The sequence below is a fragment of the Lentibacillus salinarum genome (assembly GCF_042679865.1).
In the GTDB taxonomy this organism is placed as follows: domain Bacteria; phylum Bacillota; class Bacilli; order Bacillales; family Amphibacillaceae; genus Lentibacillus; species Lentibacillus salinarum.
Map to the genome: position 1 here is coordinate 458,344 of NZ_JBHTNH010000002.1, position 22,461 is coordinate 480,804.

Here is a 22,461-nt window from a genome sequence, read left to right on the forward strand (position 1 = left end):
TACCTTTCCTTAAACAGGCGGTTTGTCAATCGCTTTCAACGTCATTATTATACCAGTCTTGTGCCATTTATGCGAATTTCTATTCTTTACTAATTGCGGCTGACTTTTGATGTCAAGAATGGAAAAAGCCAGGTGACAAATTCACCCGGCTTTATTCCTATAGCTTTGATTGGGAAGCAGCTTAGCTCTCTGTCGGCTGGTAGTCAACATCCACAGTTATCTCACCAAACTCATCACGGACCATCTGCATGATGTTCACGACTTCAGAGTTACTTAACTGTTCGGTTTCTTTAACATGGACATGAACTGTCTCATCTTCATGCCGCACAAGCACATCGCTGTAATCAGCTGCTGCGATAATGGAATCTTCCAGAATCGATTCCTTTCTCGAGATCTCATCAAGCTGATTCATCTCATCTCTGGCTTCATTCTTTTCGTCAACACTTGCTGTACTGGAGGCAACGACATCATCCAGCCGATCTTTCGCTTCACTCCGCTCGTCCTGAATTTCCATCCGGATGTTCGCGAATAACTGATCCTCCCCCAGATTGGTCATGTCGCCTACATCGGCATCCCCATTCCCGTCCGTTTCGTCACTGTCTGTCGTTTCGGAAGAAGTTGCCTCCTCCGACGCTGTTTCGCCCTGATCAAAGTATGCAAGGTCACCATCATTACCTGGTGATGTCATGTAATAAACACTTAACACAATCATCAAACTTAACATTGTCAAAAGCCAGACCGTCTGTTTTTTTAACATTACGGGACCCTCCTATTGTTTTGGCATTACAGAAACTCTATGTGTTGGAACATCGAGGACACGTGAAATCGACTCAACCACCCATTGCTCTACCGTTGCATGATCAACACCTTTGGCAACAACAAAAACCCCCCTTACATCCGGTTTTTCGGTACGGACAAGCAGTGGAACCTCCTTATCCCCCTGGTTGACCAATACTACTTGTGTTTCTTTTTGTGTATCTTCAACATCCCTTGTCCCGCCGTTTGTATCTGATTCTTCAGTTACTTGCTGACCGTTTATCAGGTCCTTTTCAAATACTTTCACGCTGGTTGAATCAAGATTCACCATTACTTCTGCCTCTGACACACCCTGTATCTGGTCCAGCATATCCTGCAGGTCATCTTCATAGCCTTCTTCCACTTCGCTTATATTCGATGTTTCCGATGACTTATCGGAAAATGTTTCATCCGCAGGCTGTTCTTCTGCCTGATCCCGGATATCTTCGACGGGTGATTCTTCAGCTTCATCTTTAGATGAAAAGATGTTGCCGATGATCAGCAGTAATAACCCGATTAAACCGATGACAAGGATATAGCCTGCTTTTTTCGGCGGGTTATCAGCTGAATCTGAATGCTGCAGCCATTTTTTGATGAATTTTTTCAAGATGCCCCTCCCTCCCCTATAATGGTGATCTTTTCTTTCTCAATCTCCCATACGGTGCTCAGCAGTTCTTTTACCCCTTCCACATCGATGGCCATTTCATCTTCTGAAGGCTCATGTGTATCTATGACAACATCTTCAACAACATCCACTCCCTCCTCCTGTTCTGCTGAATCCTGTAATGTGACATTAATGTTTTCCAAGTCCTCACCCAAGTTTTCATATGTAAGATCAGCACCTTGCGACATTTGAAAATCGATCGTCGTTATTTGCTGCTGATATTCCTGTTGTAATGGACTGTCAGCAACATCTTTTAATTGGACAGCCATTTGTTCTAAAATATATGCACGTTGGGAGTCTTGTATTTCATTTTTTTGTGTTTTTATTAAATTTTCCGTCTGTACACCCTGATTCTGCTCCTTTTCCAGCTGGGTGAAAGACTGCTCCAGGGCCTGTCTGACGTCCATATTGAACACATAAAACACCGGCTTTAAAAAAATAAGGATCAAAATCAGACCAACCGCCAATTTGACATACTTTTTCATGGATGTTGCCGGGATAAGCAAATCAACCACAGACGCCAGCAGCACAAATATGATGATTTGGGTAACCCATTCAATCAGGATATTCATTGTCTCACGCCCTAACGCAGAAGAATCGTGATATTACTGGCGACGACTAAAATGACAATTGACAAAAAAAACATAAATGTGACCGCTAACAGACAGGCAAGAATAAACACAATGTATTTACTGATGGTGTCCAATGTTGAAATAACAGGACCATCACCAATCGGCTGTAAAATAGCTGCTGCAAGCTTATAAATCAAGGCAATAGCAAAGATTTTAATGGCTGGAAATACGGCAAGCAAAATAATGATCAGCACACCGACGACCCCGACAGCGTTTTTCAATAATAAGGAGGCGCTTAATATCGTATCGGTCGCATCTGTAAACGTTCGCCCGACGACTGGGATGAAATTGCCTGTGATGAATTTCGTTGTCTTCATCGCTACGCCATCCTGGACAGCACTCGTTGCTCCTTGTACTGACATAACGCCTAGAAATATGGTTAAAAACACACCTAATGTTCCCATTCCGACTTGCTTCAATAAATTGGCTAAGTTTGTCACTTTATACTGATCACTTAAACTGCTCACAATTAATAAAAGGGCAGCGAGAAACAGTAAAGGCAATATAAACCTGGAAACGAGCACCCCACTAACATTAATCAGAAAAATGACGATCGGATGAAAAAAGGAAACGGTTATCACATTGCCCAGGGTGGCCATGATACCCAGGACAAGCGGCAATAAAGCAATCATAAAACTGCTCATCGTGTCAATCGCATCATTGGCATAGGAAACAGCCAGATAAAAGCTGTTTAAAGCCAGGTATATGAGCACGATATAGACTACATAGTAAGCAATTTTACTGACAGCACTGTTTTCAAAAGCTGTCTGCATCGTTTGCAGAATAATCGAAAATAATGTCAGCATCAGCAGCATGCCCAACAATTTACCATTCAGAATCAGTTCGTGCCATAAGTATTCGAGCAGGCCCCATAATGTATTTTTAATGGAAAAAGAACCCCGATCTTTAATGAACTCATATATGCTAGTTTTCTCAAGCTCTGGCACATAACCGCCATAATCATCGACCAGGGTTTTCCAATATGACTGCATGCCATCAAGGGAGATATCATTCAAAAGCTGTGCTTCAATGTCTTCAGGAGATGATTCCTCTTTGACTTCTTTATCTTCTGCAGCCGAAACAGTCCCATGACTCATAAGGAGTAACAGCAGAATGAACGCGATCCCGTATAGCCACTTATGTTGTATCACGCCACACATGACTCCTTTCCTGGACTGATCCTAAACCGAACCGACGAAACTTAAAATCGCCTCGATCACAGCGGTGATGATGGGAACGGCCAATATGAGTATGAAAATTTTCCCGGCAAGTTCAATTTTGGCTGCTACTGATTGAAGCCCGGCATCCTTTGTGAGGTTGGCACCGAGTTCGGCAATGTAGGCTATTCCAATGATTTTTAAAATCGTCTCCATATAGATGCCATCGATATTCGCCTTCGTTCCCAATGTCTCAATCATTTGGAAAATGACACCGATTTGTTGAATAACGACCAGGAAAATCAGAATCGTCGTTATAAGAACTAGAAAAAAAGCAAAGGACGTGTTGATTTCTTTTAAAATGATATATAACAAACTCGCAATGATTCCAATCACAACGATTTGAATGATATCCATTGATGACTACCCCTGGAAAAGGAATACAGATTTTATCTGCTGAAAGAGGTCAGAAAGTTGATTAACGACCATTACCATAACAATGACGAACCCGACAACGGTTGCAAAATGAGCCATGTCTTCTTTGCCCATTTGCTTAAGAATCGTATGGATGAGTGCAACGATAATCCCAATACCGGCAATCTGAAATAATATGGATGCATCAATAGCCATTGGTGTACTCCTTTCCCTTCTAGATAAGCAGTAATACAATGAAGATACCGCACAAAAGACCCAAACTTTTTGCCATTTTGCTGTATTTAAACTGCTGATCACGTGCCTCATCTAGTTCCCGGTCCAGATGTTTAAGCGTCAAATAGATCTGTTTTTGCTGCTGATCAAAATCGTGCTGTCCCAGTGTTCTGCCAAATTGTTTCAAGATTTCCCCTTCATTGGCATCCAAAGCAGACATTTGAATCAACGCATCGACATGGTTGTCCCATATACTGTGCAAATCAGCATGGTGCTGGCGTAAAGAGGCGTATAAATTATCAAAAAATGAACTTACCGGTTGCGGCAGTTGCAAAGCGATCGTTGCAAAAACATCCGGTAATGTTAATTGGCTGTAAAGGATTTCGGCTTCCAGCATCTGTAGAGCGTTTTTCATTTGTCTGATATGTCGTGGCCTTTCATTCAGCTTTTTACTGATTTCAAACCCGATCATTGTTGTTGTGCCGATGAAAAGAAGCGCGCCAATCCACTGCATTCGCAACGCACCTCGATTTCTGCAAAAGATTCGCTTCATTTTGATCATAAATACGGTGTATATCCCCGGCTCGATTACGCCTGTCCAGCAATACAAAGCGCTGAAAAACATGCTGGGTGAATAACGGTTCTAAAGACGGACGCTTTTGCAGAGCTTTTAGTGAATGGCCATGAATAGTGCATATGACAATGACACCGGCATTAATAGCTTCCATTAAAGCTTGTACATCTGATTCTCGGCCTATTTCATCGACAATCAATACTTCAGGAGACATGGACCGGATCATCATCATCATCCCCTCGTCTTTAGGACAAGCATCCATAACATCGGTCCTGATCCCTAAATCATGCTGGGGTATACCTTTTTTTGCGCCGCCAATTTCCGAACGCTCGTCAATAACGCCTACTTTATGAGCGTCTATCTTCCCCCAGCCGGTACCAATCAAACGCGCTACATCGCGTATTAACGTGGTCTTGCCCGTTTGTGGCGGGCCAATCATGAGCGTGTTCAAATATTGCTGCTGGTAAAGATAAGGAATAAGCGGCAGGCCCGAGCCGATTTTCTGTTTGGCAATCCGGATGTTAAAAAAAGCGATATGCTGGATGGCTTTCACATGGCCATGCACTGTATTTACTTTTCCGGATAATCCGACACGGTGTCCGCCCTCTATGGTGACGTAGCCTTCGCGCAATTCATCCTCCATCCGGTATAAGGAGAATTCGCTCAGCTGATTTAAAAGGAAAATACTATCTTTTCGGTCTGGCCTTATTCCGTGTACCCATTCGGTATGGTCGTCAAAAATCAGTTCAATTGGCTGCTGAAGCCGGAAGCGGATCTCCTGCATCCCGTCCCACCGATTATTAATTTTTGTTCTGATGGCTTGTCTGATATTTTCCGGAAATAAGCCCAATATTTCTTCCATTACTTGTCCTCACCTTTACAATAGCTTGTTAATCAATGTATGTTTTTCAAATGGAAATATGACTTTAACCAGCATAAAAGACCAATAAAAAAACGGTCTGATGGACAGGACCGTTTTTTTCAAAGGAATGGGAGCGTATTAAATTTGGCTGATAGTCGGCCATACCAAAATCAGCTGACTCTTCTTGTTTCCACCAGTCTGATTTCTACTCTCCAGTCTCTGGAAAGACGAGGCAGCAACCGAATTGTTCTTAAAGGCTTCTTTTCGTAGGGAGTTTTGTTATTTAGCCCGCAGTCCGAATACACTTCGCTTTCCGCGAGCGAGTGGCAAGCCTCCTCGGGCATCCGCCCTGTAGGGTCTTGCCTATCTCTTACTTCCCGCAGGAGTATACGTGTACTCGGACTGCTCAGAGATTTTAAATGTTTTTCTTCTTATCTCAAAAGCAACAAACCTTAGGAAAACAAGAGAAATCGTTAGTATATAGAGGGAGGATAAAATTTTGTACGACTTTTTAAATACCGAAATCGGCTAACTCGCCCAGTTGTTCCAATCTGACTTCTGACCTCTGGTATCTCAAAAGACGTGTCAGCGTTTTTTCTAATTTATGCCCGGGACACGTATTTCCCTTCCGATGTACTGATTGACAGGACATCACCTTCATTGATAAAGAGCGGTACCTGGACAACATAACCGGTTTCCAGTGTTGCCGGCTTCGTTCCGCCACCACTTGCTGTATCGCCTTTCACTCCCGGTTCTGTTTCCGTTACCGTTAATGCCACATTTTTTGGAAGCTCAACGCCGATGACGTCGCCTTCATACGTGATGATGGATACTTCCATGTTCTCTTTCATAAAATTTAATTCATTCTCGATTTGGCTTGTTTGCAGCTCCACTTGCTCGTATGTGTTTGTATCCATAAATGCATGACTGTCGCCTGATGCGTATAAATATTGCATCTTTCTGTTTTCAACATGCGCTTTATTGACTTTTTCGCCGGCACGGAATGTTTTTTCCTGTATATTGCCATTCCGCACATTCCTAAGTTTTGACCGGACAAAAGCGGCACCTTTTCCGGGTTTAACGTGCTGGAATTCCATAACCTGCCAGGCATCATTTTCGAGTTCAATGGTTAAACCCGTTTTAAAATCATTGACTGAAATCATGTCGAACGCCTCCTTTAGTTTATAGTTGGATGAATTCTTTTGTCGCCTGTGTCAGCCGTTCATTGCCTGCTTCTGTTATAACGATATCATCTTCAATGCGGCACCCGCCAACATCCGGGATGTAAATGCCGGGCTCTACCGTCACAACCATGCCCGATTCAAGTTTTTTGTCAGACCGATAGGACAACCCGGGTCCTTCATGAACTTCCATTCCAAGTCCATGCCCTGTTGAATGGCCGAAATAATCGCCAAACCCTTGCTCCTTTATATAGTCGCGCGTTAAAGCATCAGCTTCTTTTCCGGTCATCCCCGGCTTCATACCGTTAACACCTCGCAGCTGCGCTTCCAGAACCGTATCATAAATCTGTCTCAGCTCGTCACTGACGTCACCGACCGCAACCGTTCTGGTCGTATCAGAGCAATAACCGTCTAACAAGGCGCCATAATCCATCGTCACAAGTTCACCGGATTGAATCGTTTTATCTGAAGCCACACCGTGCGGGAGGGCAGCGCGGTATCCAGAAGCCACAATAATATCAAAACTTGATGATGTGGCACCTTGTTTCCGCATGAAAAATTCAAGTTCATTGGAAATGTCGATTTCCTTGACGCCCGGCTTAATATAATCCTGGATATGGGCAAATGCATCATCGGCTATTTTAGCGGCCTGTTTTAGCACCGTCAATTCATCATCTGATTTGATAAGACGGAGGTCCTCCACCAGTCCACTCACAGGTATCAATTCAGCTACAAAAGTCTCCTGATACTGTTCATAGCCCGAAAACGTTACATGATCCTTTTCAAAACCGATACGTTCGACCTTCATTTGTTTCAGCTGTTCATTGATCTCCTGATTAATTGATTGCTTATGTTCGACAACGGTAAAATCAGCAGCCTGTTCATTTGCCTGTTTTATGTAGCGAAAATCCGTGATGAATCGTGCATCGTCCTGACTGACAATAACGGCACCTGCAGTACCGGTAAATCCGGTTATATATCTTCTGTTGATCGGACTTGTAATCAAAATAGCATCCAGGTTATGTGTCTTTAATTTTTGACGAAGTCTGTCCAATTTCCCCACAGTCATCATTCCCTTCTATTTCGTTTCCAGGAAGGCCCGTGCTGCCAGCCGATAGCTGTCCTTTCCGAAGCCGACAATCTGCCCGTAACAAACAGAGGCAAGCATCGACTGGTGCCGAAATGCTTCACGTTTATGCACATTTGAGATGTGCACCTCAATGACCGGGACATTGATCGCGGCAATCGCATCGCGTAACGCAATGCTCGTATGTGTGTACGCGGCAGGATTAAAAATGATGCCATCATAAGCCGCCTCATTGGCCTGGTGCAGACGATCAACCAATTCTCCCTCATGGTTTGATTGAAAACAGTCCAGTTCACTCCCATGTTCCTCGACCAAATCGGTCAATTCCTTCTCAATCCTCGCTAACGTGACATCGCCGTAAATGTCTTGTTCCCGTTTTCCCAGTAAATTAATATTTGGTCCATTCATCAGCAAAAGATGGTTCATCTGGCACGTCACCCTTTATCAATATAATCAGTCGGGACTGTTCCAGTTTATCACAAATTCAAACGATTGCGTAACGCTGCATGCTTAATTTTAATTCTCCTGTTCTCGATTGGCTTTTGTTTTATAGAGTGTATCATGATAATCATACGAGATGGAATAACCGATAAATGTCCCATAGAGTATATACAAACAGATTGTTGAAACAATTGTGTTGACGTTCAGATTTGTCAAATGTGGGATATTCGGAAAAATCGGTTTCACGATATAAAACACCAGAAACCATAACATAACCCCAAAGGCCGCACCCAGCCATATCGCATTGATTTTTTTAAACAGCACAAAGTAAATAAACGCTGTCAGCAATGAAAGAATTCCGAGCATTAAAATCGACAAAACAGTACCCAACCAACCGTCGATCCATTCCGCTGTCAGCCATGAACGCAGCAGATAACTTTTTGGGGCTATCTTTGACAAATTAAAATAGTACAGCCCAACGCCTAGAAACCCCCATAATAACCCACCGATAAATCCAGTCAGCAACGACCGGGACAAAATACTCAAACGCAGCTCGCGTTGTGTCTGTTCAGGCTGTTTATCTTGATTTTCCATTCAGATCACCTCAGTTGTATTGTTACCAATCACCGCCAATCCAATCACCACATTTCCGATACGGTCTCACAGTGGTTTCCTAAGCGGTTTTTTAGTATAATAGAGGTGAAGATGCGGAAAAATAATGCATAATTTAAACAAGAACGGAAACAATTAAAATAGAATGCTATATAAAAGATACCGCATGTTAAGCAAAAATTTTTGCAAAAGATGATAAAAATGCAGGTAACAGTGGTATAGGATAATACGAACTGAAAAAGGAGGATATCCAAGTGGCTAAGAATAAAGGATCCCTGCTGGTGTATGCGATTATAGGTCTGGCTATTATCGGCGTTATTACACAACTGTTCAGCAATACAGCTTCTTTTCTGACAACAGTATTGACCATGCTTGGATTTGGAGTGGTTGTTTCGGCTTTACTTTACGTTTTCCTTTTCCGAAAAAGGCAGCCAACGAACGACTCGCAAAAGTATAAGCAAGCCGTCAAACAATCAAAAGCCAAATACAGTCAGCAACAGGCCAAACCGACAACAACTTCCAAACGTCCATCATCCTTCTCATTGAAAAAGAAATCAGCTAAACGTACGTCTCATCTACGGGTGATTGACGGCAACAAATCGAAACGAAAAAACCGGGCCAGCTTTTAACACTGGACCGGTTTTTAATTTGGCCAATCGGTCAGAAAGTGATCAGCTCTTTGCCTGCCGATTTGGACCAATTGTTCCTTTGTTTCAGCTGTCAGCTTAAAATCGGTTGTGGCGATATGATCCACCGGAATGAAGATGATATTTTTCTCATCTGATTTGGATACATAACGCGCATCATGTGCGTTTAGCATCGTGGAAAACAAGGCGTGGAACATATCCAGGGCATTCCGGATATCACGTGGTTTTTCCTGCTCCGGATACCCGCTTAATTTCACCCCTAAAACTGGCCGTTTGTCCCGGGCGGTCCCATTTTTAAATACCCAGAGCGGAAAATTACTTAACAATCCTCCATCAACGATCAAGCTTTTTTTGGTCGTCTTTCCGGGTATTTTTTTGGGCATGAAAAAATATGGAAACCCGGCGCTCATACGCACTGCTTTGGCAATCGGAAAATAATCCGGGTGGAGGCCATAAATTCTTTCCAGATCATCCGGAATGACAACAAGTTTTCCCAATGATATATCACTGACCACCACTTTTAAATAACCGGGTTTCAGATCACGAAACGTATAGATGTTTTTTACCGCCAATAATTGATAGATCCAGTTTTCCAGTTTGTTCCCTTTATACAGACCAAGTTGAAAATAAAGGTTCAGCCATTTTGAAAAAGGGATAATTGTTGTCCATTTAGGGGGATCCAACAGCTTTTCCGCATCTAGTTCCTGGATCACTTCATCCATTTCATGAATGGGATAGCCAGATGCGAGAAAGGCTGCCATAATGGCTCCCGCGGATGATCCGGCCACCCTTTCAAACGAATGGTTATGGGCAGAAATACGCTCGAGTGCACCAAGAAAGGCATATGCTTTCATCCCGCCTCCTGAAAAAACACCATCAATTTTCATTTGTTCTCTCCCCACTGTGTCTTTTATTTCTATACATAATTAGACACACGGGGAATTAGAACCGACTGGTTGTCTGTTTTACGCCTCGTTAGTCTGTATAATCTTCCGCAACTCCTGGATGCGCCCATCATCGGCTTTGAAATATTGCACCAGGTCACCAATTCTGTCAATGGAATTCCAGCTAAGATGATGCTCGATTCCTTCTACGTCGTCATAGATTTTATCACTGTCCACACCAATCATCTCAAGGAATTCTTCCAGCAATTCATGCCGGTAAACAAGTCGTTTGCCGAGTTTCTCCCCTTTTGGCGTTAAGATGAATCCTCTGTATTTCTCATAATTCAGGTAGCCATCCTTATCCAGTTTTTGCACCATTTTGGTGACAGAGGACGGATGGACCAATAATGCTTCGGCAATATCGGAAACACGGGCGTACCCTTTTGCTGCCATTAAGTTATGAATTTGTTCAATATAATCCTCCATACTTGGCGTAGGCATCGAATCACTCATTTCAGCGTCATAATTTTTTATCCAGTGCAACAATCTTTCTCAATTTAGCATACAGGATATACACCAGTGTGACAAGTTTTTACACCATCTAAAGGAGGAACCGGCTAATCATCGGTTCCTCCTTTAAACATATTATAGCCCGCATTTCAGTTGCGCACCGCAGCTTGTACATGTGTTGCAGCCGCCGATATCCTCGATACTTCCTTGGCGACAGACAGGACATGTATCGCCCACTTCTGAACCGATCGACACATTCGTTTTGTTAAGTTCCTGTACCGTATCCATCAGGACAACTTTGGGCTTTTCGTCTTCAAAAAGTTCGGTTTGTTCACTAAAAGCATTGTCTTCGGCCTTCAGTGTTAATACTTGAGTGTCACGGCTGCCGTCTACATAAACAGTACCACCTTTGGCACCGCCATTGTACAGCCTGCGATAGACGTTTTCCACCTGGTCTACCGTATAGCCCTTTGGTGCGTTTACCGTTTTCGAGATGGAGCTGTCGACCCAGCGCTGGATGACACATTGGGTATCCGCATGTTCCTCCGGCGTCAAGTCCATCGCCGATATAAACCATTCCGGCAGATTTTCCGGATCCTGATCAGGATGGGCGTCGAGGTATTCCTGCACAATATCGGCATTGACCTCAATAAATTTGCCTAACCGACCACTTCTGAAATAGGAAAAGGAAAAATATGGTTCTAACCCTGTGCTAACGCCGGCCATGGTACCGGTACTCATTTTTGTTACTCTCTAAATAATATTATAGAGGGTGGGATTATTAGTACCCACTCCCCATGTCGCCATGAGGATCAGACTATATCATCAACCATGTTTGTGCCAATTGCGGTGACATAGATATTCACATAAACTGATTAAATTTAAAAGTGCATAAACATGGTTGCTTGGCGTAGAGTCGTTGAGGGGTCAGCCACGACTTCCCTGCGGATTGTCTCCACCTTTCAGTTTTTACTCAGGCAAAATACGCTGGCAAGACGCGAGTATGAAAGGATACTGAGAGTTTCCCGCATATAGCCAAGTTTACGCTACATCTTTGCAGATATAGGGGGCAATAACCTTACCCGTTGGCGCAACAGTTAATAAATGCGAGTTACGAATACCGTATTCTAATATACCTTTTCTAATATCTTCCGGCATTTGTTTCATGTAGCCAGTGTTAATAAATGCTTCTCGTAGCGATTTAGTTTCTATCTCTGAATCACCTTCCAAGAATGGAAAACTTCCTTTTTCCTTCGCTAATTCAATTGATTCACGATAGGCAGTCGTTGCAATCGTTTCGAAGATTTGGTCAACCAGTTTATTACCTTCAATTGAACCATATTCGGTTTCACAATAGATTAGCAAATCATGCATTCCCATAACACCCAAACCTACCCGACGCTCGCCAAGTGCTTGTTTTTTGTTCTCTTCCAAAAAGTATGGTGTAGCGTCGATAACGTTATCTTGCATACGTACTCCGGTTCTGACTGTTTGCATTAACTTTTCAAAGTTGACTGATTTTGAATCTTTATCAGCCATTTCTGCAAGGTTAACTGCAGCTAAATTACAAACAGAATATGGAGCAAGCGGTTGTTCCATCTGTTATATTCCAGGTTCTTTATCCTGGACTTCTCCATTTTTCAATGGAGTGTCGGACTATATCTTTACTTCAATCATCGTACGACTGAAGCATCGGACGCTCGTGGCCATTTCATCACTGTTCCAGTGGTATATGACTAGTCTCTGAACCTTCCAACCATCCCTGGCTAGCTTGGCTGCTGATTGACTTAGGCTTATACCCTTAGCTTCCCAGCAATTCATCCGATTTTTAACGTGAGGCAAACTATGCTATTTTACCACACGGATTGGTCGCCACTACCTGATCCCCATAGGCCTGTGCGTTTGTCATTTCATTGGCATTGTCAATAAAGAAAATCCCTGGTTCTGCCGAATATGTCGCGCAAATATTAATCAGATTCCATAATTCTTTTGCCTTTATACGGCGATAAACCCGGACACCATAGCCCATTTCTTCCCATTTACGCACATCACCAATTTCATGCCACTGCTCATTGTATACCTTCATTTCTTCTTCTGTATAATTCTCAACATCAGGAAAGCGCAGTTCATATACATCGTCATTTTCGACGGCTTCCATGAAATCTTTGGTGATACAGACCGAAATATTCGCACCGGTTAAAAATTCCGGATTATGAACGTCGTAAGTTCCACCTGCAGCCAGTTTTTGTTCCGCTTCACGAATCGCAGACTGGGTGAAACCGCCTTGCCCCGGCATTGACCGGTAATTGACAATCCCCTGATAAAGATCTGCCTCAGTCTCTGTTAATGGGGTGAATTTCAGTTTTTCCTCGGCAAGGCTTTTAATCTGCTCGTCTTCTGTGTTTTCCATCAAATACCGCAATATCCGCGGATTCTGCATTTTTGAGATAATGAACTCAATGATGTCAGGATGAGAATCGACTAACATGATCATTTGAGCACCACGTCTTGATCCACCCTGTTCAACCAAGTGTGTCAGCTTGGCGATATCATCAAGCCAGGAGACTGATCCGGATGACTTGCCGTTCACCCCTCTTGCCAAGGCGTTTCGCGGTCTGAGTGTTGAACCATTTGTCCCGACACCACCGCCCCGTGACATGATCTCCATCACTTGTTTACGGTGATCTGATATCCCTTCCCTTGAATCTTTTATATAGGGCATGACATAGCAGTTGAAATACGTGACATCTGTGTCTGCTCCTGCCCCATACAGGACGCGTCCTGCAGGAATGAAGTTCATGCTGCTCAATTCCTGGTTAAATTTTTCAAACCATTCATTCTGTTTATCCTGAGTTATTTCCACATTTGCAAGACCTGTCGCATTCCGCCTGGAAATTTGTTCATAATAGATTTCCAGTGGTTTATCAATCACATCAAGTGACCTTTTGACAATACCGGTTGAGGCTTCTTCTTCATCATCAAGGACGGATACGAACTCTGAATCTACCTGAACCATGGCCTGATTATGATCTCGGTCAATTGATTTGACGAAGCCGAGTCCGCGTGCAGGAAATTTCGGATCAGCCTTGATGGTTAACACGACAAAATCCCCTGCTTTAAGAGTCACTTTTCCGGTGTCTTTAAACGCATATCGGTCAAGCATAACCAGCCGTGACACACCCTTGTGTGTTAACTGCATATCATCTGTAATCGCATGGACCTGCGGGAAGCGTTTGATGTCTTCATTCAGTACCTCCACATCGATACCACGCTCGTTTTCTACAGCAGTTGACATATTGGATTCACTCCTTCTTTCGTATATGCTATTATTAACATACCATATTTCAGATATATAAAACAATATATAGTGCTTAAAATTCAAACCAATACAATATATGGGATTCGGAACAAAAACAGCTTCGTTTGTCAATCACAGGAAAGGACTAATATACCAAGAAATAAACAGGAAATTCAAGCTAACCGGCTAGTAAATCGTCTTTTTAACGTTTTTTCAAATTTTGCTCCACCATGACAAATACGGCTGCCCTTCAGAACCGACAAATGCTGTCAAATCAGCGTTTCGCATGCAATAAATTGGACCTGTATCTAAGTCAACACACCAAAATTTCTGCAGGTAATAAAAATACTTTGAAAAAAGTCAGCTTCCGCCATATAATAGAATAGACAGATTTTGAGTAACGGGGGATTCTTAATGGGATTTTTAATCATACTTTTGGTAGCGCTATTAGCAGTGGCCGTGTTTCAATTTTTCCGACGTAAAACTTTCCTGAAAACCTTGACAGAAGACCAGTTCCGCCAAGGTTACCGAAAAGCACAGCTGATTGATGTACGCGAACCGAATGAATTTGATAAAGGCCACATTCTTGGGGCTAGGAATATACCGTTGACACAAATGAAGCAGCGGCTTGTCGAACTTCGACAGGATAAACCGGTCTATTTATATTGTCAGGGCGGATCAAGATCAGCAAGAGCCGCGCAGCTGCTTCACAAAAAAGGGTATGACGATATCAGCCAGCTTAAAGGCGGCTTCAAAAAATGGACGGGAAAAGTGAAAGCTAAATAACCGGACAATGATGCAACCAAATAAAACGGGATGGGGAGTATGTTCCCCATCCCGTTTTATTGTTGATAACGCAGAATCGGTTTTCGGGCAGCTGTCGTTTCATCCATTCGTTTGACCACCGTCTGATGGGGTGCTTCCTGGACTAACTCAGGGTCGTCCTTTGCCTCCTCCGAAATCCGGATCATCGCGTCAATGAAACCGTCCAATGTTTCCTTTGACTCGGTTTCAGTCGGTTCTGTCATCATCGCTTCTTCCACGTTGAGCGGAAAATAGATTGTCGGCGGATGGTAGTCATAATCCAACAGCCGTTTGGCAATATCCAATGTCCTGACACCAAGCTGTTTCTGTTTTTTCCCGGATAACACAAATTCATGCTTACAATGCTGCGGGTAAGGTAGCTCATATTCCTTCTCCAGCCTGCGCATTAAGTAGTTCGCATTTAATACCGCATGCTCACTGACCTTTTTAAGTCCCTCGGCACCCATTGTGCGAATATACGTATAGGCTCGCAAGTTAATGCCAAAATTGCCGTAATAAGGTTTTATCCGGCCAATTGAAGCAGGGCGGTCATGATCAAAGGTATAGTGATCGTCTCTTTTCATAAGTACCGGCTTCGGTAAATAGGGTGCGAACTCACTTGTCACACCGACTGGCCCTGAACCTGGTCCACCTCCGCCATGCGGGCCTGTGAACGTTTTATGCAAATTCATATGAACCACATCAAATCCCATATCACCCGGTCTAGTGTAGCCCATAATCGCATTCAGGTTTGCGCCGTCATAGTAAAGCTTGCCGCCTGCGTTATGGACAATCTCAGCCATCTCCATAATTTCAGTTTCAAATAATCCCAATGTATTGGGGTTGGTCAGCATAAGTGCAGCTGTCTCGTCATCAACCACACGTTTTAAATCCTCGAGATCCACCAAACCATGTTCATTTGTTTTAACCGTGACGACATCAAGTCCGGCCACTGACACAGATGCCGGGTTCGTGCCGTGGGCTGAATCCGGAACAATCACTTTCGACCGGTTAAGATCACCATTTGTTTCATGGAATGCTCTGATCATCATGAGCCCAGTCCATTCACCCTGTGCACCGGCGGCCGATTGTAGTGAAAAATCATGCATCCCTGTGATTTCGGCCAGCGATGTTTGCAGGTCATACATCATCTCCATAGCCCCTTGTACCGTTTCCGGATCCTGATGTGGATGAATATAACTGAAACCCTCAAGCCGTGCCGCATCTTCATTGATTTTCGGATTATATTTCATGGTGCAGGAACCGAGCGGGTAAAAACCGGAATCGACACCATAATTACGTCGTGATAACGCCGTATAATGCCGCATGAGCTCCAGTTCGCTCACTTCGGGCAAATTGGGTGCTTCCTTGCGGATATAAGAATCAGCAAACGCGCTGTCCAAATCCATTTCCGGAACGTCCAATTCCGGTAGGCTGTAGCTTGTTCTGCCTTCTTTACCGCGTTCAAAAATTAACGGAAAATCTGTTTTAGCCATGTATATCCCCCATTTCATTCACGAACGTATCAATCTCTTCTTTGGTACGGTTCTCGGTGACAGCCACCAGCATATGCTGCTTTAGTTCCGGATAAGCCTGGCCCAGATCATAGCCGCCGATAATACCGCTCTCTAGCAGCCTTTTGTTGATGGCTGACACATCAGCCGGCACTTTGATAACCAGTTCATTAAAAAACGGACCCGAAAACGTGACAGACATACCGGCCGCACTCAGCTGTTGTTTTGCATAACGGGCTTTTTGCATATTCAATTCAGCCATTTTCCGGAGGCCATGTTTGCCGATTGAACTCATCGCCACCGAACTGGCTAGGGCATTCAATGCCTGGTTGGAACAGATATTTGATGTGGCTTTGTCTCGCCGTATATGCTGCTCTCTTGCCTGCAATGTTAGCACGAAACCGCGCTCACCATCTTCATCAGTCGTTTGCCCGACCAGACGCCCCGGTACTTTACGCTTCAATTTATCCGTGGTGGCGAAATAACCGCAATGCGGCCCGCCGAATTGTGGCTGGATGCCAAACACCTGCGTATCGCCGACAACGATATCGGCACCAAAATCTCCAGGTGGTGTCAGATAACCGAGCGACAGCGGATTGCTGGAAACGATGAACATCGTCTTTTTCTGCTGGCGAATGATACGATTCACGTCATCGAGTGGTTCAATCTGCCCGAAAAAATTGGGATACTGAATAGCAACGCCTGCTGTCTGTTCATCGATTTCATGATTTAATTGCTCCAGATCGGTGATGCCGTCGTTATGGTCAATTTCAACAATATCAAGATTTTGTCCCTTGGCATAGGTGTGTATGACTGCCCGGGATTCCGGATGGACCGTTTTGGATACCAGGATTTTTTTTCTTTTGGTCTGCCCGGCGGAAAGTGTTACGGCTTCTGCCAGCGCTGTTCCCCCGTCATACATGGACGAGTTGGCCACCTCCATACCGGTCAGTTCACAAATCATTGTCTGAAACTCGAAAATCGCCTGCAATTCACCCTGGGAAATTTCCGGCTGGTATGGTGTATAAGCTGTATAAAATTCCGAACGGGAAATAACATGATCAACGACGGACGGGATAAAGTGATCATAAACCCCGGCACCCAGAAATGAACTGTATTCCTTTAAATTAACATTTCTTGCAGCCATTCGTGTCAGATCTTTCATTAATGCTGTTTCGTCAGCTGGTTTTTTTAAGTTTAATTCCCCTTTAAACCGGACGTCATTCGGAATATCGGAAAACAGCTCTTCACTGGAAGCAACACCGATCGTATCCAACATTTCTTGTTTATCAGCGTCAGTCATTGGCAAATAACGAAATTCCATATCAAATCATCCCCCTTATTGCTCCCGTTTATAAAATGGTGTTTTTACAATAGTTGCTTTTAATTTTCTTTTTCTTACCTGAATATCTAATGTTGTCCCCAACTCAGCATAGTCGGTTTTCACAAGTGCTAGTCCGATATTCTTGTTTAGTGTGGGGGACTGGGTACCGGTCGTCACAAAACCAATTTCTTCATCACCAGCCAGCACGTGGTAGCCGGTACGCGGAATCCCTTTATCAACCATTTCAATTCCGACAAGCTTCCGTTCCGCCCCATCTTCCTTTTGCTGTTTCAGAACTTCTTTTCCAATAAAATTCGCTTCTTTATTAATTTTGACGGCAAATGGCATACCCGCTTCAACCGGTGTAATCGTTTCGGAAAGTTCCTGACCGTATAAAGGCAAGTTTGCTTCAAATCTTAATGTGTCCCTTGCCCCAAGGCCAATCGGCTCCACGCCATCCTCCTTGCCTGTCTCCAGAATCCGATTCCAAAGGGCTCTCCCTTCAGCAGCATCCAAGTATATTTCAAACCCATCTTCTCCCGTATAACCTGTTCGTGAAACAATGGCACCTGATTCAACCGATGAAAAATAAACCGGATTTTCGAACCGGAAAGGCTTGATGGTACTCAAGTCAGTGTCAGTTAGCCGCTGTAAAATCGCCTCTGCTTTCGGCCCCTGTAATGCCAGCTGTGCATAGTCAGATGAAACATTATCAATGGTGACACCAGCATCATTATGGGACGTGAGCCACTTGAAATCTTTGTCGGTATTTGCTGCATTGACAACCAGCAAATAATGATCCTTTTCTAACATATACACGATAAAGTCATCTACCGTACCACCGTTCTCATTGCACATAAACGTGTATTGGGCGCGTTTCGGGGTTAATTTGGACACATCATTTGTTACCATTTTCTGTAAAAAGGCTTCGCTTCCCGGCCCTCTGACCAAAATCTCACCCATATGGGATACATCAAATAACCCTGCTTTCGTTCGTGTTGTTTCGTGTTCATGTTTAATGCCGGTATATTGAACCGGCAGTTCCCATCCGCCAAAATCGATGGCTTTCCCTCCCCACTTGTCATACTCAGGAAATAGAGGTGTCCGTTTTAACTCACTCATTCCATCCACTCCTTTTTTAAAGATTGACGCATTTTGCCCATAAAAAATAGAGATTCCCTAACATAAAGGGAATCTCTGTCCTTCAACCAGAAAGTTGCACATGCCTGTCATTATGTTCATGAACAAACATGCTTGCTTCGTGGGTGGTTTACCTATGTAAACGCTCTCCAGAGCTGCGTCCTACAAGAGTCTTTTTGCCTGAGAGATTCACACGACGTGTTTGCTCCTTCGGCGTTACTGCAACTATGTCACAGTAAGCTCTCCCCTTGTATTCATTCGCATTATGATATTAATAATTTTGGTTATACTATGTATGTGTCTGAAAAAAATATCGATATTACCTGCATTATACCATATGTACGGTCCTAAAAGTAGGGAAAATTATAATTTTATGAAAAAGGGGAACAATAATGGATCAAGTTGATATTCATCAAGATGACATATTTATTGACGGCTTTTCGAAAAGACTGGAAACAGAAGGTCCTTTTTCGTCGTGGGAGCTTTTCCAGATGAATTACCAGGCTGCGCTCACTGCTATGACGCCTTCATTTGAAGGGCTAAAAGCTTTGGACTATTTACCGCAAATGGATTTTCTTGACCACCAATTATCATGCACCACGCAAGTCATCGAGGAAATGAACGGCCGTGCTATTTTGGCGGATGAAGTTGGCCTTGGTAAAACGATAGAAGCCGGTTTGATTTTGAAAGAATATATGCTTCGAGGATTGGTCAAAAAGGCACTGATTATCGTTCCGGCTTCATTGGTCAATCAATGGGCTATGGAGCTGAACGAGAAGTTTTATATTCCTGCCGTCACATTCCGTAAAAGTTATCCGTGGGATCAATATGATGTGATCATCACGTCGATTGACACGGCGAAACGTTCACCCCATCGTGAGCAGATACTTCAGCAGGATTATGACTTTCTATTAGTCGATGAGGCCCATAAACTAAAAAACCATAAAACCAAAAACTTTGCATTTGTTAAAGCGTTGAAAAAAAAGTATTGTTTGCTGCTGACGGCAACACCCGTGCAAAACAGACTGGTAGAAATCTTCAATCTGGTATCTATCCTGAAGCCAGGGCATCTTGGTAATTATGAAACATTCTTAGAACAATACGGAAAGGATCGCAAAAACCTGGATCAGGATGGCTATTTAAAACAATTAATCCAAAAAGTGATGGTTCGCAATACACGGAAACATACGCCATTTGATAACATTAAACGCCACATCGAAACCGTTTGGACAGATTTTACAGATGAAGAACAACATGTTTATTCCCAATTGGAAAGCGCAACCGATACCCTCCCCTCGTTTGCGAAGATTACATTACTCCGGGAGCTATGCTCTTCCCGGGAAGCTTGCTACTTATCAATGCAAAAGATGATGACCGATGAAGAAAGGGAAACGATGATCAAACCAATAACAGAGGAAATAGAGCAGCTACCCCAACATGTGAAAGCTACTAAGGCAGTTGAGTTAATCAAACAAATCGGCGAAGAAAAAGTCATTATTTTTACCGAATATCGGGCGACCCAATTTTACTTGCAATGGTATTTAAAAGAAAACGGGATCACGTCCGTCCCCTACCGTGGCGGTTTTAAAAAAAGTAAAAAAGATTGGATGAGACAGCTGTTCGAGCACCATGCTCAGGTGCTGATTGCGACTGAAGCCGGCGGGGAAGGTATCAACCTACAGTTTTGCAACCATATGATTAATTATGATCTGCCATGGAACCCCATGCGGCTGGAACAGCGTATTGGCAGAATTCACCGGTATGGTCAGGAGCAGGACGTCCATATTTATAATTTGGCTATACGCGGTACATTAGAAGAACATATCATGACGCTCCTGTATAAGAAAATCAATTTATTTGAACAGGTTATCGGACATTTGGACAGCATTCTCGCTGAGCTGAATATCAACGACCTGGAATCGGAAATCCAAAGCATTTTTTCAGATTCCGCCACAACCGGCGAAGCGAAAATTAAATTGGATAACCTGTCCTCTGTTATTCAGATGACCCATAACCAACCGGCAGAGGATGAGCAGGCATATGGCTATTAATCATTTACACGATTTTTTACAATCTTACTTTACAGCCCATCATTGTACGATCGTTCATCAGGAGGAAGGGGCGCTGACGGTTCAGTTAACAGAAGATATGGACCGCGCCTTAATGAACCGCCCCTTTTACTGGCATTACATTAAAAAAATGGGCTACGCCGGGGACCCAAAACAACTAACCCTGATCACAGATCCCGACAAACGTGACGGAAAAAACGAATGGATCCATTACGGCAGTCCCCGTTTGCACCAAATTGTCAATCATCTGCATGAACATGAGAAATATACAAAGCTTTATGAGCGTATTGATACAAACCAAAAAACAGCACTGTACCCATGGCTGGTCACCAATATCAAAATTAGCTATCAGGGGAAACAAAAAAAGGATGAAATGGTGTCAATCGGGCTGCATCTTGTCAATGGCGCCATGAAAGTGAAAATGATGGCAATATTACAGGAAAAATCATTGCATAACGCCATTTCCGATTACTGTTTCACCATTTCACCGATGATCAAACTGCATAGCGGTTTTAAACGGATCGAAAACGTGCTGGAAAGTTATGTACAGGATCAGGATCATGACTGGGCAGAAGCATCACGAAAAAAGATGGCAGAAGAAATCGATTTGCTTCGCCATTTTTATAAAGGAGAAGGAAACGAGCAGGATATGAAGAAAGAAATCGATGACATCCAAAAGCGCTATTCGCCCCGCATTACCTTTGAAGTGATCAATGGTGGTATCTTTTATTTGCAGGATCATCAATAAAAAAACCAATTGACAGGGCCCAATTTTGCGATCCTGTCAATTGGTTTTCTTTCTTGCTACCTTAAAGGCAAAAGGCAGCACTCCAAACCACCTGTTAGAGTAGACCGGCGGCTTGACTTTATTTTTCACCCGTTGCTCTCTTTTTTCCCCGGCCGGCGTATCCAAATAGGATGTGATCTGCTGCGTCAAATATTTGACGTAATCATTAAAAGAGATATGCATCACCTGTCCATTCATAGTCCTATGTTTATATTTCCCGAACGCCTTTCAATTCATACCCTTATCACGATAAAAAAGCCATCATTTCCGTTACAATCGTTTCGGGTGTTTTTTGATCCGTCATGATCGTAAAATCAGCTAATGTGGTATAACAATTTCGCCTATGAATGTAGAGCTTATATTTGTCGGAATCGTACTGACCCCACAATGGCCTCGTTGGATCTTCTCCCAGACGACCGGTGATCTCATCAAATGACGTGTCCAAATGAATGATCATACCATTTTGTTTCATAAGGGTATGGTTTTCTTCCCGTTCTACAATCCCACCGCCGGTCGATACGACATAATTTTTATCCGGAATCCGGGTTAACATTTCCGTTTCATAAGCCCGGAATTGCGTTTCACCTTCTTTTTCGAAAATGGACGCAATATCACCGTATTGATCGACAACCATTTGATCTGTATCCAAATATGATATACCTGACTTACGGTGCAGTAATTCGCCAACCGTGCTTTTCCCGCTGCCCATAAAACCAATTAAATATACTGTTCTCATGTTATTCAACCTGCCTTAAAAATTTTTAAAAATAATTTGCAAAAAAAGAAGGAGTTTCAGGAAACATGTCGAATATAGCTATATAAAGGAGGTGA

23 protein-coding genes, 3 pseudogenes and 1 riboswitch are annotated in these 22,461 nt (G+C 43.3%); of the genes and pseudogenes, 4 read left to right on the plus strand and 22 right to left on the minus strand.

The window, feature by feature from the left end:
• Positions 1-181 precede the first annotated feature (181 nt).
• The 12 genes from ACFQ4A_RS03080 to ACFQ4A_RS03135 form a co-directional block, all read right to left on the minus strand.
• Positions 182-757, minus strand: coding sequence for a SpoIIIAH-like family protein (locus ACFQ4A_RS03080; protein ID WP_382397443.1), 576 nt, complete (start codon positions 755-757; stop codon positions 182-184).
• Between the two features lie 12 nt (positions 758-769).
• Positions 770-1,402, minus strand: coding sequence for a stage III sporulation protein AG (gene spoIIIAG / locus ACFQ4A_RS03085; protein WP_382397445.1), 633 nt, complete (start codon positions 1,400-1,402; stop codon positions 770-772).
• Positions 1,399-2,031, minus strand: a complete 633-nt coding sequence (spoIIIAF, locus tag ACFQ4A_RS03090; RefSeq protein WP_382397447.1) for a stage III sporulation protein AF — start codon at positions 2,029-2,031, stop codon at positions 1,399-1,401. Before spoIIIAF ends, spoIIIAG begins: the two co-directional genes overlap by 4 nt.
• Positions 2,032-2,042: 11 nt before the next feature.
• Positions 2,043-3,242 (minus strand): stage III sporulation protein AE, encoded by a 1,200-nt coding sequence (gene spoIIIAE / locus ACFQ4A_RS03095; protein WP_382397449.1) that lies wholly within the window; start codon positions 3,240-3,242, stop codon positions 2,043-2,045.
• A 30-nt stretch (positions 3,243-3,272) separates the two neighbouring features.
• A complete protein-coding gene (spoIIIAD, locus tag ACFQ4A_RS03100; RefSeq protein ID WP_382397451.1) occupies positions 3,273-3,665 on the minus strand; it encodes a stage III sporulation protein AD in 393 nt (130 codons plus the stop codon).
• A gap of 6 nt (positions 3,666-3,671) precedes the next feature.
• A complete protein-coding gene (gene spoIIIAC / locus ACFQ4A_RS03105) occupies positions 3,672-3,878 on the minus strand; it encodes a stage III sporulation protein AC (RefSeq protein WP_382397453.1) in 207 nt (68 codons plus the stop codon).
• Positions 3,879-3,897: 19 nt separating this feature from the next.
• Entirely contained in the window at positions 3,898-4,410 is a 513-nt protein-coding gene (gene spoIIIAB / locus ACFQ4A_RS03110) for a stage III sporulation protein SpoIIIAB (RefSeq protein WP_382397455.1), read from the minus strand.
• A complete protein-coding gene (gene spoIIIAA / locus ACFQ4A_RS03115) occupies positions 4,355-5,332 on the minus strand; it encodes a stage III sporulation protein AA (RefSeq protein WP_382397457.1) in 978 nt (325 codons plus the stop codon). The genes spoIIIAB and spoIIIAA overlap by 56 nt, the downstream gene beginning before the upstream one ends.
• A 602-nt stretch (positions 5,333-5,934) precedes the next feature.
• Positions 5,935-6,495, minus strand: a complete 561-nt coding sequence (efp, locus tag ACFQ4A_RS03120; protein WP_382397459.1) for an elongation factor P — start codon at positions 6,493-6,495, stop codon at positions 5,935-5,937.
• Between the two features lie 19 nt (positions 6,496-6,514).
• Positions 6,515-7,576 carry a M24 family metallopeptidase gene (locus ACFQ4A_RS03125; protein ID WP_382397527.1) on the minus strand — a complete coding sequence of 354 codons (1,062 nt, stop codon included), beginning with the start codon at positions 7,574-7,576 and terminating at the stop codon, positions 6,515-6,517.
• 15 nt (positions 7,577-7,591) lie between these two features.
• A complete protein-coding gene (gene aroQ, locus ACFQ4A_RS03130; protein WP_382397461.1) occupies positions 7,592-8,026 on the minus strand; it encodes a type II 3-dehydroquinate dehydratase in 435 nt (144 codons plus the stop codon).
• Between the two features lie 90 nt (positions 8,027-8,116).
• A complete protein-coding gene (locus ACFQ4A_RS03135) occupies positions 8,117-8,635 on the minus strand; it encodes a YqhR family membrane protein (RefSeq protein WP_382397463.1) in 519 nt (172 codons plus the stop codon).
• 272 nt (positions 8,636-8,907) lie between these two features.
• Here ACFQ4A_RS03135 and ACFQ4A_RS03140 point away from each other — a divergent pair, with 272 nt between their 5' ends.
• The gene (locus tag ACFQ4A_RS03140; protein ID WP_382397465.1) at positions 8,908-9,282 is read left to right on the plus strand and encodes an SA1362 family protein; all 375 of its coding nucleotides are present in this window, start codon (positions 8,908-8,910) and stop codon (positions 9,280-9,282) included.
• 14 nt (positions 9,283-9,296) lie between these two features.
• Here ACFQ4A_RS03140 and ACFQ4A_RS03145 read toward each other — a convergent pair whose 3' ends face one another.
• The 5 genes and pseudogenes from ACFQ4A_RS03145 to ACFQ4A_RS03165 form a co-directional block, all read right to left on the minus strand.
• Positions 9,297-10,187: a patatin-like phospholipase family protein gene (locus ACFQ4A_RS03145; protein ID WP_382397467.1), complete on the minus strand. Its 891-nt coding sequence runs from the start codon at positions 10,185-10,187 to the stop codon at positions 9,297-9,299.
• A 78-nt stretch (positions 10,188-10,265) separates the two neighbouring features.
• Entirely contained in the window at positions 10,266-10,685 is a 420-nt protein-coding gene (mntR, locus tag ACFQ4A_RS03150) for a transcriptional regulator MntR (RefSeq protein ID WP_382397469.1), read from the minus strand.
• Positions 10,686-10,829: 144 nt separating this feature from the next.
• Positions 10,830-11,432: pseudogene (locus tag ACFQ4A_RS03155) on the minus strand (hypothetical protein); the annotation flags it as partial.
• Between the two features lie 342 nt (positions 11,433-11,774).
• Positions 11,775-12,290 (minus strand): annotated as a pseudogene (locus ACFQ4A_RS03160) (vitamin B12-dependent ribonucleotide reductase); the annotation flags it as partial.
• Between the two features lie 259 nt (positions 12,291-12,549).
• Positions 12,550-13,989, minus strand: a pseudogene (locus ACFQ4A_RS03165) (vitamin B12-dependent ribonucleotide reductase); the annotation flags it as partial.
• A 417-nt stretch (positions 13,990-14,406) separates the two neighbouring features.
• Between ACFQ4A_RS03165 and ACFQ4A_RS03170 the strand changes: the two are divergent.
• Entirely contained in the window at positions 14,407-14,778 is a 372-nt protein-coding gene (locus ACFQ4A_RS03170) for a rhodanese-like domain-containing protein (RefSeq protein ID WP_382397471.1), read from the plus strand.
• A gap of 56 nt (positions 14,779-14,834) precedes the next feature.
• Here ACFQ4A_RS03170 and gcvPB read toward each other — a convergent pair whose 3' ends face one another.
• Genes gcvPB through gcvT form a run of 3 tightly spaced genes read right to left on the minus strand, consistent with a single transcriptional unit; the run spans position 14,835 to position 18,756 of the window.
• Entirely contained in the window at positions 14,835-16,292 is a 1,458-nt protein-coding gene (gene gcvPB, locus ACFQ4A_RS03175) for an aminomethyl-transferring glycine dehydrogenase subunit GcvPB (RefSeq protein WP_382397473.1), read from the minus strand.
• Complete coding sequence (gcvPA, locus tag ACFQ4A_RS03180; RefSeq protein WP_382397475.1) at positions 16,285-17,634, minus strand: aminomethyl-transferring glycine dehydrogenase subunit GcvPA; 1,350 nt, start codon at positions 17,632-17,634, stop codon at positions 16,285-16,287. The genes gcvPB and gcvPA overlap by 8 nt, the downstream gene beginning before the upstream one ends.
• 15 nt (positions 17,635-17,649) lie before the next feature.
• Positions 17,650-18,756: a glycine cleavage system aminomethyltransferase GcvT gene (gcvT, locus tag ACFQ4A_RS03185; RefSeq protein ID WP_382397477.1), complete on the minus strand. Its 1,107-nt coding sequence runs from the start codon at positions 18,754-18,756 to the stop codon at positions 17,650-17,652.
• A gap of 176 nt (positions 18,757-18,932) precedes the next feature.
• A riboswitch (glycine riboswitch) is annotated at positions 18,933-19,032 on the minus strand.
• Between the two features lie 134 nt (positions 19,033-19,166).
• Here gcvT and ACFQ4A_RS03190 point away from each other — a divergent pair.
• Both ACFQ4A_RS03190 and ACFQ4A_RS03195 read left to right on the plus strand, forming a co-directional pair.
• Positions 19,167-20,825 carry a DEAD/DEAH box helicase gene (locus ACFQ4A_RS03190; protein WP_382397479.1) on the plus strand — a complete coding sequence of 553 codons (1,659 nt, stop codon included), beginning with the start codon at positions 19,167-19,169 and terminating at the stop codon, positions 20,823-20,825.
• Entirely contained in the window at positions 20,815-21,591 is a 777-nt protein-coding gene (locus ACFQ4A_RS03195; RefSeq protein WP_382397481.1) for a YqhG family protein, read from the plus strand. Before ACFQ4A_RS03190 ends, ACFQ4A_RS03195 begins: the two co-directional genes overlap by 11 nt.
• Before the next feature lie 36 nt (positions 21,592-21,627).
• On the opposite strand, the gene ACFQ4A_RS03200 is transcribed toward ACFQ4A_RS03195, so the two are convergent.
• Both ACFQ4A_RS03200 and ACFQ4A_RS03205 read right to left on the minus strand, forming a co-directional pair.
• A complete protein-coding gene (locus ACFQ4A_RS03200; protein WP_382397483.1) occupies positions 21,628-21,813 on the minus strand; it encodes a YqzE family protein in 186 nt (61 codons plus the stop codon).
• 61 nt (positions 21,814-21,874) lie between these two features.
• Complete coding sequence (locus ACFQ4A_RS03205) at positions 21,875-22,366, minus strand: shikimate kinase (protein ID WP_382397485.1); 492 nt, start codon at positions 22,364-22,366, stop codon at positions 21,875-21,877.
• Positions 22,367-22,461: the final 95 nt, after the last annotated feature.